The 16,330-nt window shown below is 52.5% G+C and carries 15 protein-coding genes; 5 read left to right on the plus strand and 10 right to left on the minus strand.

Features of this window, described 5'->3' with window-relative positions; all coding sequences use genetic code 11:
• Nucleotides 1–5 precede the first annotated feature (5 nt).
• On the plus strand, nt 6–1,391 hold the full coding sequence (gene gspE / locus BZK41_RS02585) for a type II secretion system protein GspE (RefSeq protein WP_079937077.1): 1,386 nt from the start codon (nt 6–8) through the stop codon (nt 1,389–1,391).
• Nucleotides 1,381–2,583 (plus strand): protein transport protein HofC, encoded by a 1,203-nt coding sequence (gene hofC / locus BZK41_RS02590; protein ID WP_079937078.1) that lies wholly within the window; start codon nt 1,381–1,383, stop codon nt 2,581–2,583. Before gspE ends, hofC begins: the two co-directional genes overlap by 11 nt.
• A 57-nt stretch (nt 2,584–2,640) precedes the next feature.
• Here hofC and BZK41_RS02595 read toward each other — a convergent pair whose 3' ends face one another.
• On the minus strand, nt 2,641–3,684 hold the full coding sequence (locus BZK41_RS02595; RefSeq protein ID WP_003829510.1) for a GMP reductase: 1,044 nt from the start codon (nt 3,682–3,684) through the stop codon (nt 2,641–2,643).
• Between the two features lie 225 nt (nt 3,685–3,909).
• Here BZK41_RS02595 and coaE point away from each other — a divergent pair, with 225 nt between their 5' ends.
• Genes coaE through yacG form a run of 3 tightly spaced genes read left to right on the plus strand, consistent with a single transcriptional unit; the run spans nt 3,910 to nt 5,477 of the window.
• Nucleotides 3,910–4,530 carry a dephospho-CoA kinase gene (gene coaE / locus BZK41_RS02600; RefSeq protein WP_079937079.1) on the plus strand — a complete coding sequence of 207 codons (621 nt, stop codon included), beginning with the start codon at nt 3,910–3,912 and terminating at the stop codon, nt 4,528–4,530.
• Nucleotides 4,530–5,273 (plus strand): cell division protein ZapD, encoded by a 744-nt coding sequence (gene zapD, locus BZK41_RS02605; RefSeq protein WP_079937080.1) that lies wholly within the window; start codon nt 4,530–4,532, stop codon nt 5,271–5,273. The genes coaE and zapD overlap by 1 nt, the downstream gene beginning before the upstream one ends.
• Before the next feature lie 9 nt (nt 5,274–5,282).
• A complete protein-coding gene (gene yacG, locus BZK41_RS02610) occupies nt 5,283–5,477 on the plus strand; it encodes a DNA gyrase inhibitor YacG (protein WP_003018740.1) in 195 nt (64 codons plus the stop codon).
• Between the two features lie 87 nt (nt 5,478–5,564).
• Here yacG and mutT read toward each other — a convergent pair whose 3' ends face one another.
• From mutT to murC, 9 genes are all read right to left on the minus strand, one after another.
• Entirely contained in the window at nt 5,565–5,954 is a 390-nt protein-coding gene (gene mutT / locus BZK41_RS02615; protein WP_079937081.1) for an 8-oxo-dGTP diphosphatase MutT, read from the minus strand.
• Between the two features lie 56 nt (nt 5,955–6,010).
• The gene (gene secA, locus BZK41_RS02620; RefSeq protein ID WP_079937082.1) at nt 6,011–8,716 is read right to left on the minus strand and encodes a preprotein translocase subunit SecA; all 2,706 of its coding nucleotides are present in this window, start codon (nt 8,714–8,716) and stop codon (nt 6,011–6,013) included.
• A 60-nt stretch (nt 8,717–8,776) separates the two neighbouring features.
• Nucleotides 8,777–9,283, minus strand: a complete 507-nt coding sequence (secM, locus tag BZK41_RS02625) for a secA translation cis-regulator SecM (RefSeq protein ID WP_003829520.1) — start codon at nt 9,281–9,283, stop codon at nt 8,777–8,779.
• A gap of 283 nt (nt 9,284–9,566) precedes the next feature.
• Nucleotides 9,567–10,484, minus strand: coding sequence for a UDP-3-O-acyl-N-acetylglucosamine deacetylase (gene lpxC, locus BZK41_RS02630; RefSeq protein ID WP_006686706.1), 918 nt, complete (start codon nt 10,482–10,484; stop codon nt 9,567–9,569).
• A gap of 100 nt (nt 10,485–10,584) precedes the next feature.
• A complete protein-coding gene (gene ftsZ, locus BZK41_RS02635; protein ID WP_003018753.1) occupies nt 10,585–11,736 on the minus strand; it encodes a cell division protein FtsZ in 1,152 nt (383 codons plus the stop codon).
• A 62-nt stretch (nt 11,737–11,798) separates the two neighbouring features.
• A complete protein-coding gene (gene ftsA / locus BZK41_RS02640) occupies nt 11,799–13,061 on the minus strand; it encodes a cell division protein FtsA (RefSeq protein WP_003018755.1) in 1,263 nt (420 codons plus the stop codon).
• Nucleotides 13,058–13,891, minus strand: a complete 834-nt coding sequence (gene ftsQ, locus BZK41_RS02645) for a cell division protein FtsQ (protein ID WP_003018758.1) — start codon at nt 13,889–13,891, stop codon at nt 13,058–13,060. Before ftsQ ends, ftsA begins: the two co-directional genes overlap by 4 nt.
• 1 nt (nt 13,892) lies before the next feature.
• A complete protein-coding gene (locus tag BZK41_RS02650; protein ID WP_079937083.1) occupies nt 13,893–14,813 on the minus strand; it encodes a D-alanine--D-alanine ligase in 921 nt (306 codons plus the stop codon).
• Nucleotides 14,806–16,281, minus strand: a complete 1,476-nt coding sequence (gene murC / locus BZK41_RS02655) for a UDP-N-acetylmuramate--L-alanine ligase (RefSeq protein WP_003018763.1) — start codon at nt 16,279–16,281, stop codon at nt 14,806–14,808. The genes BZK41_RS02650 and murC overlap by 8 nt, the downstream gene beginning before the upstream one ends.
• Between the last annotated feature and the right edge of the window lie 49 nt (nt 16,282–16,330).

The raw sequence follows: 16,330 nt of genomic DNA on the forward strand, positions 1-16,330 counted from the left end.
CAGAGATGAATACCACCCAGCTTACGGCGCTATGCCAACGTTATCAGGGAATATTACTGGATGCAGACAATGAAGTGGTGCATATCGCCGTCGTAGACGCTCCATCACACGAACTGCTGGATGCACTGCATTTTGCCACCACCCGGCGCATCGACATTGTCTGCTGGACACGTCAGCAAATGGAAGGCCACACGCATACACCGCAGAAAATGCTCCCGGCTATAGTCACGAAAAGCAGCGCCAGCGCGGCAGACTTGCTGAATCAGACGTTTCATTCCGCTCTGGCGCAGCGGGCTTCTGATATTCATTTTGAGCCAGCGGAAAATCACTATCGGATCAGATTACGCGTGGATGGCGTACTCCACGCTTTACCGGAAGTAACGACCGAGATGGGCATTGCCATCACCGCAAGGTTAAAAGTATTAGGCAGCCTGGATATCGCCGAGCATCGGCTTCCACAAGACGGACAATTTACCGTTGAGATTTCAGGAGAACCTGTCTCATTTCGCATCGCCACCCTGCCTTGTCGCTACGGCGAAAAAGTCGTGTTGCGACTACTGCATCAGGTCGATCAAACTCTGGAGATCGCCGCGCTGGGAATGCAAGACGCGCAACTGGCCGCATTTGCGCAAGCTTTGCAGCAGCCTCAGGGGCTAATTCTGGTTACCGGACCTACCGGAAGCGGTAAAACGGTCACGCTGTACAGTGCGCTGCAAACCCGAAACACCCCGGATGTGAATCTTTGTAGCGTGGAAGATCCGGTAGAGATCCCGATCGCAGGCCTCAACCAGACGCAAATTCACCCACGCGCCGGTTTGACTTTTCAGGGAGTCTTACGTGCTCTGTTGCGCCAGGATCCCGACATTATCATGGTGGGTGAAATCCGCGATGGCGAAACGGCAGAAATAGCCCTTAAAGCCGCACAAACCGGTCATCTGGTTCTTTCTACGCTGCATACCAATTCCACCAGTGAAACGCTGGTACGCCTGCAACAAATGGGGGTCGCACGCTGGATGATTGCCTCCGCGCTGACGCTCGTCATTGCACAGCGGTTGGTCAGAAAGTTGTGCCCCCATTGCCGACAACGTCAGAGTACGCCTATCACGCTCCCGAAAACGGTCTGGCCTACACCACTACCGAATTGGCAGGCCCCTGGCTGCAAACATTGTTATCACGGATTTTATGGCCGTACGGCATTGTTTGAAGTACTCCCTGTTACTCCGGCATTACGTCAGAGTATTGCCAGTGGCACATCCGTAGACGAAGTGGAATCTGATGCCCAGCAATCAGGAATGAGAACGCTTTTCGAGAATGGCTGTCAGGCCGTCGAGCAAGGATTAACGACATTTGAAGAGCTGATTCGTGTACTGGGCATGCCACATGTCCGCTAAACAGCTTTGGCGCTGGCAAGGCATTAACAACGAAGGTAAATCGCGGGAAGGAACGCTATGGGCCGATACCCGACCGTCATTGATGCTGGCTCTTGAGGAACAACAGATTACGCCGCTGCGCATTAAACGTATGCGTGTCAAAACCTCGCACTGGAGTCGTGAAAAAAGCGCCGAAACCATACACCAGTTGGCGACGTTGCTAAAAGCAGGGTTAACGCTCTCAACAGGGCTAGCTCTGCTTGCTGAACAGCATCCCAGCAGTCAATGGCAGGCGCTACTGCGTACGCTGGCTTACGATATGGAACAGGGCATTACCCTCTCCACCTCGTTATCACAATGGCAACACGTTTTTCCGCCCCTTTACCTGGCAATGATCCGCACCGGAGAGCTTACGGGTAAGCTGGACGACTGCTGTTTTGAACTCGCCTATCAGCAAAAGAAACAACAGCAACTTGCTGATAAAGTTAAAAAAGCCCTGCGCTATCCGATTATCATTATCACCATGGCGGTGATGATCGTATTTGCGATGCTGCAGTTTGTACTCCCTGAGTTTGCCGCCATCTACCAGACATTCAACACCCCGCTACCGGCGCTCACTCAGTGGATTATTGCCATCGCGCACTTTAGCGGTCAATGGGGGTGGCTGGCGATAGCACTCGGCCTGGTAGCGATTGCAGCACATCAACTGATAAAGCGGAAACCGTACTGGCTCGTTCTGCGCCAGAAATTACTGCTCAGCCTCCCGGTCATAGGGCCGATGGTGAGAGGGCAAAAGCTCACGCAGATATTCACCGTTCTGGCGTTAACGCAAAATGCGGGCATTCCCTTTTTGCAGGGTCTTGAGAGCGTTACCGAAACGCTGGCTAACCCTTTCTGGTCGCAACGTTTAGCACTGGTTCAGCAGGACATCAGCTCAGGAAAACCGATCTGGTTAGCGCTTAAAAATAGCGATGAATTCAGCCCATTGTGCATACAGCTGGTCAGAACGGGTGAAGCTTCCGGCTCGCTGGATGCAATGCTGCGCAATCTTGCGCATCACCACGGCGAGAAAACCCTGGCTCAAGCGGAGAATTTGGCTGCATTACTTGAGCCTGCGTTGCTGGTCATTACGGGGCTTATCATCGGTACGCTGGTCGTCGCGATGTATTTACCGATTTTCCATTTGGGAGATGCGATGAGCGGGGTGGGATAAATTCAAATGCCGGATGGCGGCGTAACGCCATCAGGCATTTCACAGAACGACCTGTTCTTACAGACTATTGAAAACGCGGTTTTCTTGTTCCTGTACACGAATAAACGTTGTACGTTTGGTCAGCTCTTTCAGACGGGATGCGCCTACATAGGTGCAAGCAGAACGCAGGCCACCGAGGATATCGCGAGCGGTATTATCAACCGGGCCGCGCAGTGGCAACTTGACGGTTTTACCTTCTGCGGCGCGGTATTGTGCAACACCACCTACGTGACGCGTCATGGCAGATTCAGAGCTCATACCGTAGAACAGCATGAATTTCTCACCGTTCTCCTCAACAATTTTGCCGCCACTTTCTTCATGACCAGCCAGCATGCCGCCGAGCATCACGAAGTCTGCGCCGCCACCGAACGCTTTTGCCACGTCACCCGGCATCGTGCAGCCGCCGTCGCTGACAATCATGCCGCCCAGACCGTGGGCTGCATCGGCACATTCAATAACCGCAGAAAGCTGTGGATAGCCAACGCCGGTTTTTACACGCGTGGTACATACAGAACCTGGGCCAATACCTACTTTGACAATATCAGCACCGGAGAGCACCAGCTCTTCACACATTTCACCAGTGACCACATTGCCCGCACAAATTGTTTTAGTCGGCCATGCTTCACGCGCTTTCGACACAAACTGAACAAAATGCTCTGAGTAGCCATTGGCCACGTCGATGCAGATAAAGTTCAGCGCGGGGTTGAGCGCCAGAATCTGTTTAGTTTTTTCGAAATCTGCATCAGACGTACCGGTTGAAACCATTACGTGTTTGAGCACATCGGCAGAACTCTCTGCGATGAAGGCGGCCCAGTCTTCAACAGAATAGTGTTTGTGCACAGCGGTCAGGATGTCGAAGGATGCCAGTGCCGTTGCCATGGCAAACGTCCCGACAGTGTCCATGTTCGCGGCAATAATAGGTACGCCGGACCAGGTCTGACCTGAATGCTTGAAGGTAAATTGACGTTCCAGCTCAACATCGGAACGGCTTTTGAGAGTAGAACGCTTAGGGCGGATAAGAACGTCTTTGAAACCTAACTTCAGATCTTCTTCGATACGCATGTGCGGATTCCTGGGGTTAATGGCGAAAAATCGAAACTCACAACTCCAGTGACGCTATCATACGCACTAATCAATGCCGCGCAAGACTGCGAAATTCTCTTTTTTTACGCTACAATCCCATAAATTTACCTGGCGAATAGTAGGTTAATCCTACAGCAGCCTCGCCTTCGCACGCATAACTTTTAACTGTTTGATAATCAAACTTAAACTCCAGGATCGGCATCTATGAGGTATACGGTAGCCTTAACCGGCGGCATCGGCAGTGGTAAAAGCACCGTTGCAAATGCGTTCGCTGACCTCGGAATAAACGTCATTGATGCAGATATTATTGCGCGCCAGGTGGTTGAACCCGGCACACCTGCTCTTAAGGCGATCGAAGATCATTTTGGTTCCGAGGTTATCGACGCCGACGGATCGTTGCAGCGGCGCATTTTACGCGAACGCATTTTTTCCAATCCTGAGGAGAAAAACTGGCTAAATACCCTGCTTCATCCGCTTATTCAGCAGGAAACGCAGCGCCAGTTTCAGCAAGCAACCTCCCCTTACCTGCTGTGGGTTGTCCCTTTGCTGGTGGAAAATTCGCTGTATAAAAAAGCCGACCGCGTACTCGTGGTGGATGTCACCCCCGAAACCCAGCTCAGACGCACCATGCAGCGTGATGACGTCACGCGTGAGCATGTTGAACAAATTCTTGCTGCCCAGGCAACGCGTGAAGCGCGTCTGGCCGTGGCAGACGATGTTATTGATAATAATGGCGCACCGGAGGCCATCGCCTCGGATGTCGCCCGCCTGCACGCGCTCTATTTGCAATGCGCGTCGCAGTTTGTCTCACAGGAAAAACCGTAATGCACACCCAGGTCCTTTTTGAACACCCTCTCAATGAGAAGATGCGTACATGGCTGCGCATTGAGTTTTTAATCCAACAGCTCTCCGTTAATTTGCCCATTGCTGACCATGCCGGCGCTCTGCATTTTTTCCGCAATATCGGAGATTTACTGGATGTATTTGAACGCGGTGAAGTCCGTACCGAACTCCTCAAAGAACTGGAGCGACAGCAACGTAAACTCCAGGCCTGGGTCGAAGTTCCCGGCGTCGATCAAAGCCGGATCGAGGCATTACGTCAGCAGTTAAAAAGTGCAGGTAGCATTCTGATTTCTGCCCCGCGTATTGGACAGACGCTGCGCGAAGATCGTCTGATTGGTCTCGTACGTCAGCGTTTAAGTATTCCTGGCGGGTGCTGCAGTTTCGATCTGCCGACTCTGCATATCTGGTTACACCTGGCACAGTCGCATCGTGACGCGCAGGTTGAAACCTGGCTTGCCAGCCTGAATCCGCTCAATCAGGCGCTGTCCCTGATACTGGATTTAATTCGCAACTCAGCGCCGTTTCGTAAGCAGACCAGCCTGAATGGTTTTTATCAGGACAACGGCGAAGATGCAGATCTGCTGCGCTTGCACCTGCCGCTTGATTCGCAGCTTTATCCGCAAATTTCTGGTCATAAGAGCCGTTTTGCCATCCGCTTTATGCCGCTGGATAGCGAGAATGGTCAGGTGCCTGAGCGCCTCGATTTTGAACTGGCGTGCTGTTAAGGAGTCAACATGTCTGAACAAACCATCGTCAACTGCCCAACCTGTGGCAAGCCTGTTGTATGGGCTGAAGTCAGTCCATTTCGTCCATTCTGCAGCAAGCGCTGCCAGTTAATCGATCTGGGAGAGTGGGCCGCAGAAGAGAAACGCATCCCAAGCTCTGGTGATCTGTCGGAAAGCGACGACTGGAGTGAAGAGCAGAAGTAATTCTGCTAAAACGGGAGGTTGGATAAGCGTTGCGCCCCCGCAATAATTTGCCGGATGCGGCGTTGCCTTATCCGGCCTACAACACCATTAGCCAGCAATCAGCTTTTCAATGACCGGTGCATTCGCGGGCGGGAAATCCTGCGCATTCAGAGCATCTTGCGCAATCCACTGCGCCGGTTGCCCCTCTTTACCCCACGGCTCGCCTTCCCAGCTTTCAACCAGCCAGAACCACAGAGTGATATGCCTGTCCGGAAACTGATACTCCAGCTTTTCGAACAATGCGCTTTGAGTAGGCGTGATCCCTACTTCTTCCTGTAGCTCGCGAATCAGCGCCTGCTCCGGCGTTTCGCCCGCTTCAATTTTCCCGCCGGGGAACTCCAGCTTATTGGCCATGTGGGCATCAGCCGCACGCTGGGTGATAAAAATTTCATGTCGCTGATTACGAATAATCCCGACGGCGATTTGCAGTATTTTCATCTTGATCGTCCATAAAAAAGGCGCAGAATTCTGCGCCTTTTCAGTAAGTTATTTTCTTAGCTCAGACGGCCATGGCACTGTTTGTATTTTTTGCCAGAGCCGCAAGGACACGGATCGTTACGACCTACTTTACGATCGCCGGTTTGTGCTGCCAGCTCTTCTGCCGCGGCAGAATCGTCGCCTTTATGGCTCAACTGCTGCATCTGCGCTAAGCGCTCGGCTTCTTCACGACGCTGCTGCTCCATGGCTTCGACTTCTTCAGGCATACGCACCTGAACTTTGCTCAGGGTGCTGATCACTTCGTACTTCAGTGATTCCAGCATTGATGCAAACATAGAGAAGGATTCACGCTTGTATTCCTGCTTCGGATCTTTTTGCGCATAACCACGCAGGTGGATACCCTGACGCAGATAGTCCATTGCAGCAAGGTGCTCTTTCCACAGGGAGTCGAGAGTTTGCAGCATCACGCCTTTTTCGAAGTGACGCATCATCTCCGCGCCCACAACTTCTTCTTTACGCTTATAAACTTCGATGCCGTTTGCCAGGATACGTTCACGCAGCGTTTCTTCGTGCAGCTCAGGCTCTTTATCCAGCCACTCTGAAATCGGCATCTCAAGATCGAAGTCGTTTTTCAGACGTTCCTGCAGACCCGGGATATCCCACATTTCTTCCAGAGATTGCGGTGGGATATAGGCATCAATGGTTGCTTTGAAGACATCTTCACGGATGCTGTTGATGGTTTCGCTAACGTCAGTTACGTCCAGCAGTTCGTTACGTTGGGTGTAGATAGCACGACGCTGGTCGTTGGCAACGTCATCATATTCCAGCAGCTGCTTACGAATATCGAAGTTGCGGCTTTCCACTTTACGCTGCGCGTTAGCAATCGCTTTGGTCACCCACGGGTGTTCAATGGCTTCACCAGGCTTCATACCCAGTTTACGCATCATGCCTGACACACGGTCAGAGGCAAAAATACGCATCAGCGCATCTTCCATCGACAGATAGAAACGAGAAGAACCCGCATCCCCCTGACGACCCGAACGACCACGCAGCTGGTTATCGATACGACGAGATTCGTGACGCTCGGTACCGATAATATGCAAACCACCGGCAGCTAATACCGCGTCATGGCGAACCTGCCACTCGGCTTTGATCTGCGCGATTTGTTCCGGAGTTGGGTTTTCCAGCTCGGCGACTTCCGCCTGCCAGCTACCGCCCAACACGATATCGGTACCACGACCAGCCATGTTAGTTGCGATAGTCACAGCTGACGGATAACCCGCTTGGGCGACGATTGCAGCTTCGTTGGCGTGGAACTTGGCGTTCAGAACGTTGTGTTTGATACCCGCTTTGCTCAGCTCGTTAGATACCACTTCCGATTTTTCAATGGAGATAGTACCTACCAGTACCGGCTGGCCATTTGCGGTACGCTCTTTAATATCTTCAATGATCGCCTGAATTTTTTCCGCTTCAGTCATGTACACCAGATCCGGTAAATCCTTACGGATCATCGGACGGTTGGTCGGAACAACTACGGTATCCAGTTTGTAGATGGAGCTAAATTCAAACGCTTCAGTGTCGGCTGTACCGGTCATACCGGCCAGTTTTTCGTACAAACGGAAGTAGTTCTGGAAGGTAATAGATGCCAGCGTCTGGTTCTCGTTCTGGATCTCTACGCCTTCTTTAGCTTCAACAGCCTGGTGCAGACCATCGGACCAGCGACGCCCCTGCATGGTACGACCGGTGTGTTCATCGACGATGATAACTTCACCGTCTTTCACGATGTAGTCGACGTCGCGGGTAAACAGCACGTGCGCACGCAGTGCGGCAGTCACGTGGTGCATCAGCATAATGTTGCCCGGAGAGTACAGCGACTCGCCCTCATCCATAATGCCTTCTTTAACCAGCAGCTCTTCAATCAGTACCAGACCACGCTCGGTCAGGTTAACCTGGCGCGCTTTCTCATCAACGGAGAAGTGGCCCTCGCCCTGGAACGTGTCGGAGTCTTCCTTCTCCTGACGGATCAGGTGCGGGATGATTTTGTTCACTTTTTTGTACATTTCCGAGCTGTCTTCAGCCGGGCCGGAAATGATCAGCGGCGTACGCGCTTCATCGATCAGAATGGAGTCGACTTCATCGACCAGCGCATAGTGCAGTTTACGTTGAACACGCTCTTCCGGACTAAACGCCATGTTGTCACGCAGGTAGTCAAAGCCGTATTCGTTGTTGGTACCGTAAGTAATATCGGCGTTGTAGGCTTCACGCTTAGCTGGTGCTGGCAGGCCAGACATGTTGATACCAACGGTCATGCCGAGGAATTCAAACAGCGGGCGGTTATTTTCGGCGTCACGCTGAGCCAGGTAGTCGTTCACGGTAACTACGTGTACGCCCTTCCCGCTTAATGCGTTCAGGTAAGCTGGCAGCGTCGCGGTAAGGGTTTTACCTTCACCAGTACGCATTTCCGCGATGCAGCGATCGTTAAGCACCATACCGCCCAGCAGCTGAACGTCGAAATGACGCATGCCGAACACGCGCTTACTCGCTTCGCGGACCACAGCGAACGCTTCCGGGATCAGGCTCTCAACGCTGGCACCTTTTTCCAGACGGGCGCGGAATTCAGCGGTCTTCGCTTTCAGTTCATCATCGGAGAGTTTTTCCATCTCCGGTTCCATCGCGTTGATGACATTGACCACTTTACGCATACGACGCAGCGTACGCTCGTTACGGCTACCGAATACTTTCGTTAATAATTTGATTAGCATAATAAAATCTCAAACGCCCCGCGATGCGGAGTCAAAAATTATAAGTTGGGAGGTTCTTTTTTAGCTGAGGCGTTGAGGACCAGCGCGGATACCCTGCAGCTGGCTGATCCAGACCGGAACGCTAAATGCGGCCTGAGAGGTAAAGTGGGCGTATGTTACGCGACTCACCGTCGCGGGCGGAGTGCCTTCTTGCGTCAGCATCGCACTGAGCGTATTCAGTAACGCAAGATGGTGCGCCTGGATTGGCAATGGCTCTTCGGCAACAGGCAACGCCTGAGGCGCCATGGCAAAAGAAAGATGGCGGATAACCGTACGAATGGCATGTTGATGCCAGTAATCGACGGTAAAATTTGGGCGGCGATTGGTCGCTTCCAGCAAAGCAAGCTGGCTAAAGTTAACTTTAGCGCCTTGATCGTGATTGCTGGCGGTCGCCTTCGCGGGGGTATTAGGTTCAGCAGCATTACCGAGCGCGGGCAGGCCAAAACTAGCCGCGACCATCCCCAACAGGAGATGCGGCCAGAAGTACCGTCTGCCTAACTGTCGCCAGCGCGTCAGTATTCCACTCACGTTATTGCCACCTGATATACCCTGCGTTTGGGGTTACAAATGCAAAACCATTTTTTGCGCACAAATCTTACCATTAATGCGTTCGCACCACAGCAGTAATGACAGCAAGTCGCGGGTAAATATGCTTAAGAAAGCAGCGATCGAACGGTATTTTAATCTACCTGTGGGGAAAAAGTCGCTTCAGATAAGGTGTTTTGCATTCGGAAGATAAAAAAACGACTGGTTCACCTGGCCGGAGAGAGTGCCAGATTTACCAGTCGAATTTATGCGACAACGTATGTCGTTATGCCAGTACGGTCGAAGGTGCTTTGAACGCCAACGGCAGTTCTGCATCGTCCTGGAAGGTCACATATTCCCAGGCTTCCTGTTTTGCCAGGACCGCCTGCAACAGTTTGTTATTCAATGCATGACCGGATTTATACGCGGTAAATGCACCAATAATGTTGTGACCACACATGAACAAGTCACCGATCGCGTCGAGCATTTTGTGACGAACGAATTCATCTTCAAAACGCAGGCCGTCTTCGTTCAATACGCGATAATCGTCAACAACGATGGCACAATCGAAGCTGCCGCCCAGGCACAGGCCGCGGGACTGCAGATATTCGATATCACGCATGAAGCCGAAAGTACGCGCGCGGCTGATCTGGCGCATGAACGCATCCGCAGAGAAGTTCATCGCGTAGCGCTGCGTGCTGGAGTCTATCGCCGGATGGTTAAAGTCGATGGTGAAATCCAACGTAAAACCATTATACGGCTTAAATTCAGCCCACTTATCGCCATCTTCGACACGAACGGTCTCTTTGATGCGAACAAATTTTTTGGCGCTGCTCAGTTCTTCAATACCTGCATCAAGCAGCAGGTAAACGAACGGAGCGGCACTGCCATCCATGATCGGGATTTCCGGTGCGTTAACTTCAATAACGATGTTATCGATACCTAAGCCCGCCAGAGCAGCATTAAGGTGCTCTACGGTTGAAATCCGTACATCATGCTCATTGACCAGACACGTACAGAGCATGGTATCACGCACAGATTTGGCATCGGCCGGGAAATCTACCGGAGGATTCAAGTCGGTGCGACGATAGATGACCCCGGTGTTGGCCGGCGCAGGGCGTAATGTCAGGGTGACTTTTTTGCCGGTATGCAAACCGACGCCAGTCGCCTGAACGATACGTTTAAGAGTCCTTTGTTTGATCATCGTATAATCTCGCCAAATTACCTATCCAACCGAAGTGTACTATACATTCGGTGGGCCAGTTTAGCACAAAGAGCCACAATTCCCAAATTCCAGCTAATTCTTAATCAGCTTGCTTACGCAGGAATGCTGGGATATCCAGATAATCCGGCTCTTTGGTGGTTTGCGGCGTATTGTCGTTAACCACTTTCGCTACCGGTTTCTGCTCTTGCGTCAACGGCGCCATGCCGTGCTGCTGGTAACGATCCATTACCGGCTGCTGTACCTGCTTGTTGGTCACCAGAGTGATTTCAGGACGTTTGTCCATACCAATTCCAGTCGCAACAACGGTCACGCGCAGTTCGTCGTTCATATCCGGGTCCAGAGAGGTACCGATAACCACGGTCGCATTATCCGATGCAAAGGCACGAATCGTGTTACCGACGGTTTCGAACTCATCCAGACGCAGGTCGAAGCCCGCAGTAATGTTGACCAGCACGCCGCGCGCACCAGACAGATCGATGTCTTCCAGCAGCGGAGAAGAGATAGCCATTTCAGCAGCTTCTTCCGCACGGTCTTCACCGCTTGCCACGCCTGAACCCATCATCGCGTAGCCCATTTCGGACATCACGGTGCGCACGTCTGCAAAGTCGACGTTCATCAGGCCCGGACGAGTAATCAGTTCAGCGATACCCTGGACTGCGCCTTTCAGCACGTCGTTCGCTGCGCCAAACGCATCCAGCAGGGAGATACCGCGACCCAGTACTTTCAGCAGTTTGTCGTTCGGAATAGTGATCAGAGAGTCCACATGTTTGGACAGCTCGGTGATACCCTGCTCCGCGAATGCCATACGCTTCTTGCCTTCAAAGTTGAAAGGCTTAGTCACGACAGCAACGGTCAGAATACCTAAATCTTTTGCGACTTCAGCAACCACTGGCGCTGCACCGGTACCGGTACCGCCGCCCATGCCAGCTGCGATAAACACCATGTCTGCCCCGTCAAGCGCTGCACGCAGAGCTTCACGATCTTCGTCTGCCGCATTACGGCCGACTTCCGGGTTCGCACCCGCGCCCAGACCTTTGGTGATGCCGCTACCAATCTGAATGGTCTGTCCAACCGCCGTTTTACGCAACGCCTGAGCGTCGGTATTCACCGCGAAGAATTCAACACCTTCGATGCGCTCGCGCACCATGTGTTCAACGGCATTACCGCCGCCGCCGCCGACGCCGATGACTTTAATCACCGCGTCATTGGTAAGTTCCATAGGTTCAAACATAGTTTCTCTCTCCGTTGTGCCTGTCGCCTGAGACCGTTAATGTGCGTTGGTCTCTTTAAAAATTAAAACTCTTTTCGCAGCCAGCTATTGAGTCGTTTGATCCACGAGCCAACTGATGCCGTTACGCGTTTTTCAACTTCAGCCTCACCACTCAAATGGGATTCTTTCCCGTAGTGAAGCAACCCCACTGCCGTTGAATAATACGGCTCCTGGGCATAATCCGTCAGACCAGTGATATTCAGCGGCGCGCCAATACGTACTTGCGTATGGAACACGCGCTGTGCGCAGGCCGCAAGACCTTCAATTTGCGCAGCGCCACCGGTTAACACAATCCCCGCCGCCAGATGATGTTTCACACCCTGCTGGCGAAGCTGTTCTTGTAATTGCAAAATTTCTTCGTTGACCAGGTTGAGCAGCTCGGTATAACGCGGCTCAATGACCTCTGCCAGAGTCTGACGTTGCAGGCTACGCGGTGGACGCCCCCCCACGCTTGGCACTTCAACGCTCTCGTCTTTACCCACGATGGAACCCAGTGCGCAACCATGGCGCACTTTGATGGCCTCAGCATCGCTCGGCGGCGTACCAAAGGCATACGCGATATCGCTGGTCACTACATTCCCTGCATAAGGGATCACTTTAGTGTGGCGCAACGCCCCGCCAGTATAAACGGCGATGTCCATTGTACCACCACCAATATCCACCACGCAGACACCCAGTTCACGTTCATCTTCCGTCAACACGGAATAACTGGCTGCCAACCCGGCAAAAATCAGTTGGTCAACTTTCAGACCACAACGTTCAACGGCTTTGACAATATTCTTCGCCATGTCGTTGTGGCAGGTAATAAGGTGGACTTTTGCCTGCATGCGTACGCCGGAAAGACCTACCGGATTTTTAATGCCTTCCTGGTAGTCAATGGCGTATTCCTGCGGAATAACGTGCAGAACACGATGTTCATCGCGAACGCGTACGGATTTTGCCGTATGTACTACGTTTTCCACATCTTCCTGCGTCACTTCCTCTTCGGAAATGGGCACCATACCAATTTCATTTTGACAGCTAATATGTTTACCGGAAAGTGCCAGATACACCGAGGAGATCTGGCAATCTGCCATCAGTTCAGCCTGGTCAATGGCGCGCTGTACGCACTTCACCACTGACTCAAGGTCATTCACCCCGCCTTTATCCATACCTCGCGATGGGCAACTGCCCACGCCAATGATATTGACCATACCGTCGGGCAGAACTTCCCCTACTAAAGCGGCTACCTTCGCGGTGCCAATCTCCAGTCCAACTACCAGTTTTCTGTCCGTCGCCTTGATCATTGTTGTTCTGCCTGTGCCTGATTCTGTTGCTGATTAGATTCCTCAGGAGGCAAGGGAACCCAGCCTACTGCCGCTCCTGAGTCATAACGCAAATCAACGTAGCTAATCCGTTTGCCATCGGTTTGCGCCTGCTGCTGTAAAACCGGGTAGAGTTCCACAAAGCGAGCCAAACGTTTTATCGTATCGCCCCTGCCCAGATTCAGCTTAATATCGTTATTCAGCGTCAACTGCCAGGAACGACGAGCGGTCATCGCCGCTTCCTTCAGGGTGAATCTATCCTTAGCCAGCACCTGCCCCATATCGCGAAACCCTTGCAACACTTCACTTGCGCTGCCTTCCGGTCCATATAACATGGGTAATACCTGCTTATTGGCCCGACCGGTTGGAACACTGAACGTATTTCCTTCAGCATCCACCATATGTTGGTCATTCCAACGCGCAATGGGCACATATTCAACCAGATGAATCTTCAATTCATCGGGCCATTGCTTTCTGACGCTCGCCTGTTTAATCCAGGGGAGTCGTTCAATTTGACTCTGAATGATGTTCACATCCTGAGTCATAAAGGTTCCCGGAGCGCCCAGCGCCAGAATGGACTGACGAATATCGTCATTGCGCGTGTAATGCCGTTCGCCGGTTAACACCAGTTTCGATAAAGGCAAACGTTGCGCATCTTCCATCCATCCCAACACTACCCAGCCGCTGACAAACACGGTGCACAGCACTGTCAGCAGGAACAATATTCCTGCAAGACGCGTTCCATTATTGCGGCGTGAGGAGTTTACTTCTTCTTCATCACCGTTTCGCGTGTTCAGCGCAGCCTGCGACATATCAGTCCGCCAACTCCAGAATTCTTACCACCAACTGCGAGAAGCTCAGGCCCGCCTGACGCGCCGCCATCGGCACCAGACTGTGGCTGGTCATACCCGGAGAGGTATTCGCTTCCAGCAGATAAAACTGGCCATCGCTGTCCAGCATGACGTCAATGCGACCCCAACCTTTACAGCCCAATGTGGTCCACGCTTTCAGGACTAATTCCTGTAAACGGGCCTCTTGTTCGACTTCCAGACCGGCTGGGCAGAAATATTGTGTCTCATCAGAGAGATACTTCGCCTCATAATCATAGAAGGTTCCCGCGGGTTGGATACGTATTGACGGTAAAATTTCTTCACCAAGTATCGCAACTGTAAATTCCGGGCCACTGAGCCATTTTTCGATCAGTACTTCTTCATCATGCTGAAAAGCCAATGCTAATGCACCCTGCAAAGCATTTTCTTCTTCAACTTTTGACATTCCTACGCTGGAGCCTTCACGGCTTGGCTTCACAATCAGCGGCAAACCTAACGCAGAAATTTTTGTAACCACTTCATCGCTAAGACCTTTTTCGAACTCAGCGCGGGTCAATGCAACCCAGGGCGCGACGGGTAAACCTGCGCCCTGCCACAGCAGCTTGCTGCGCAGTTTGTCCATAGAAATTGCGGAAGCCATGACGCCACTACCGGTGTACGGCAGACCAATCAGCTCCAGCATGCCCTGCAACGTGCCATCTTCCCCGCCACGACCGTGCAGCGCAATAAACACCTTTTGAAAACCCATCGATTTCAAAAGCGTGACATCAACCTCTTTTGGGTCAATTGGATGAGCATCGACACCACCTTCGCGTAACCCTGCCAGTACGGCCGCGCCGGAATTCAGCGAAACTTCACGCTCTGCGGAGGTTCCCCCTAACAGGACCGCGATTTTATCAGCCATGTTGTTCTTCCTCCGGGTTTTGCGGCTTCAGTTTGATTTCAGCTAAGGAACGCGCGATTTTGCCGATATTTCCAGCGCCCTGCACCAAAATCAGATCGTTGCCGGTTAATACCGGCGCCAGCATGTCTGCCACCTGAGCCGGATCGGATACCAGAATCGGGTCGATCTTACCGCGACCACGGATCGTACGGCACAGCGAACGGCTGTCGGCCCCCGGAATCGCGGCTTCACCCGCGGCGTACACATCCAGCATCAACAGTGCATCGACCTGAGTCAGCACGTTGGCAAAGTCGTCATACAAATCGCGTGTACGCGTAAAGCGGTGCGGCTGGAACAGCATTACCAGATTTTTGTCCGGCCAGCCCGCGCGGGCAGCTTTAATCGTGGCATCCACTTCCGTTGGGTGATGACCATAATCATCCACCAGCATCGCCGTCCCGGCTTTACCGTTTACCGGCTCCAGCGGGAATTCGCCGAGGAAGTCAAAACGGCGTCCGGTGCCCTGGAAACTTTCCAGCGCGCGCAGAATAGCGTCGTCTTCAATGCCTTCTTCTGTTGCCACTGCCACTGCCGCCGCGGCGTTCAGCGCATTGTGGCGGCCCGGTGCGTTCAACGTCACGCGTAAATCGGCCATCCCCTGACGCAGCAGCGTGAAATGCCCTTGTGGACCAATCTGCTGATAATCTTCGACGCGCACATCAGCATCATCGCTAAAACCATAGGTTGTGGTTTGACGACCGACTCGCGGCAACAACTCGCGGATCACCGGATCGTCAACGCACATCACCGCACGACCATAAAACGGCAAGTTATGCAGGAAATTAATAAACGTCTGCTTTAAATTTTCGAAGTCACCATGGTAGGTATCCATATGATCGGCTTCGATATTGGTAACAATCGCCACCATCGGCTGCAAATGCAGGAACGACGCGTCGCTCTCATCCGCCTCCGCGATTAAATAACGGCTATGACCCAGACGCGCATGGACGCCTGCGGCCTTCACCAGACCGCCGTTGACAAACGTCGGATCCAGCCCCGCTTCCGCGTAGATACTGGAGACCATCGCCGTGGTCGTGGTTTTACCGTGCGTCCCGGCAATGGCGATACCGTGACGAAAACGCATTAACTCCGCCAGCATTTCAGCACGACGGATCACCGGAATACGCGCTTCATGCGCCGCAACAATTTCCGGGTTATCCGCAGAAATGGCGCTGGATACCACCACCACACTCGCATCACGCACGTTTTCAGGGCGATGGTTGAAGAAAATCGTGGCGCCCAGATTCGTCAACTGCTGCGTCACCGGGTTCGGCGCTAAGTCAGAACCGCTGATCTGATAACCTTCGTTGGCCAAAACTTCGGCAATACCGCCCATACCAGCACCACCGATGCCGACAAAGTGAATGTGCCGAACGCGACGCATTTCGGGCACGATGGAACGCAGTTTTGCCAGTTGTTGTGTATTCATTCTTTAGCCATTAACTTCTTAGTTCATGCGATGCAAAAGGCATCACCAC

The sequence above is a fragment of the Citrobacter sp. A316 genome, assembly GCF_002042945.1.
Taxonomy (GTDB): Bacteria; Pseudomonadota; Gammaproteobacteria; order Enterobacterales; family Enterobacteriaceae; genus Citrobacter; species Citrobacter portucalensis.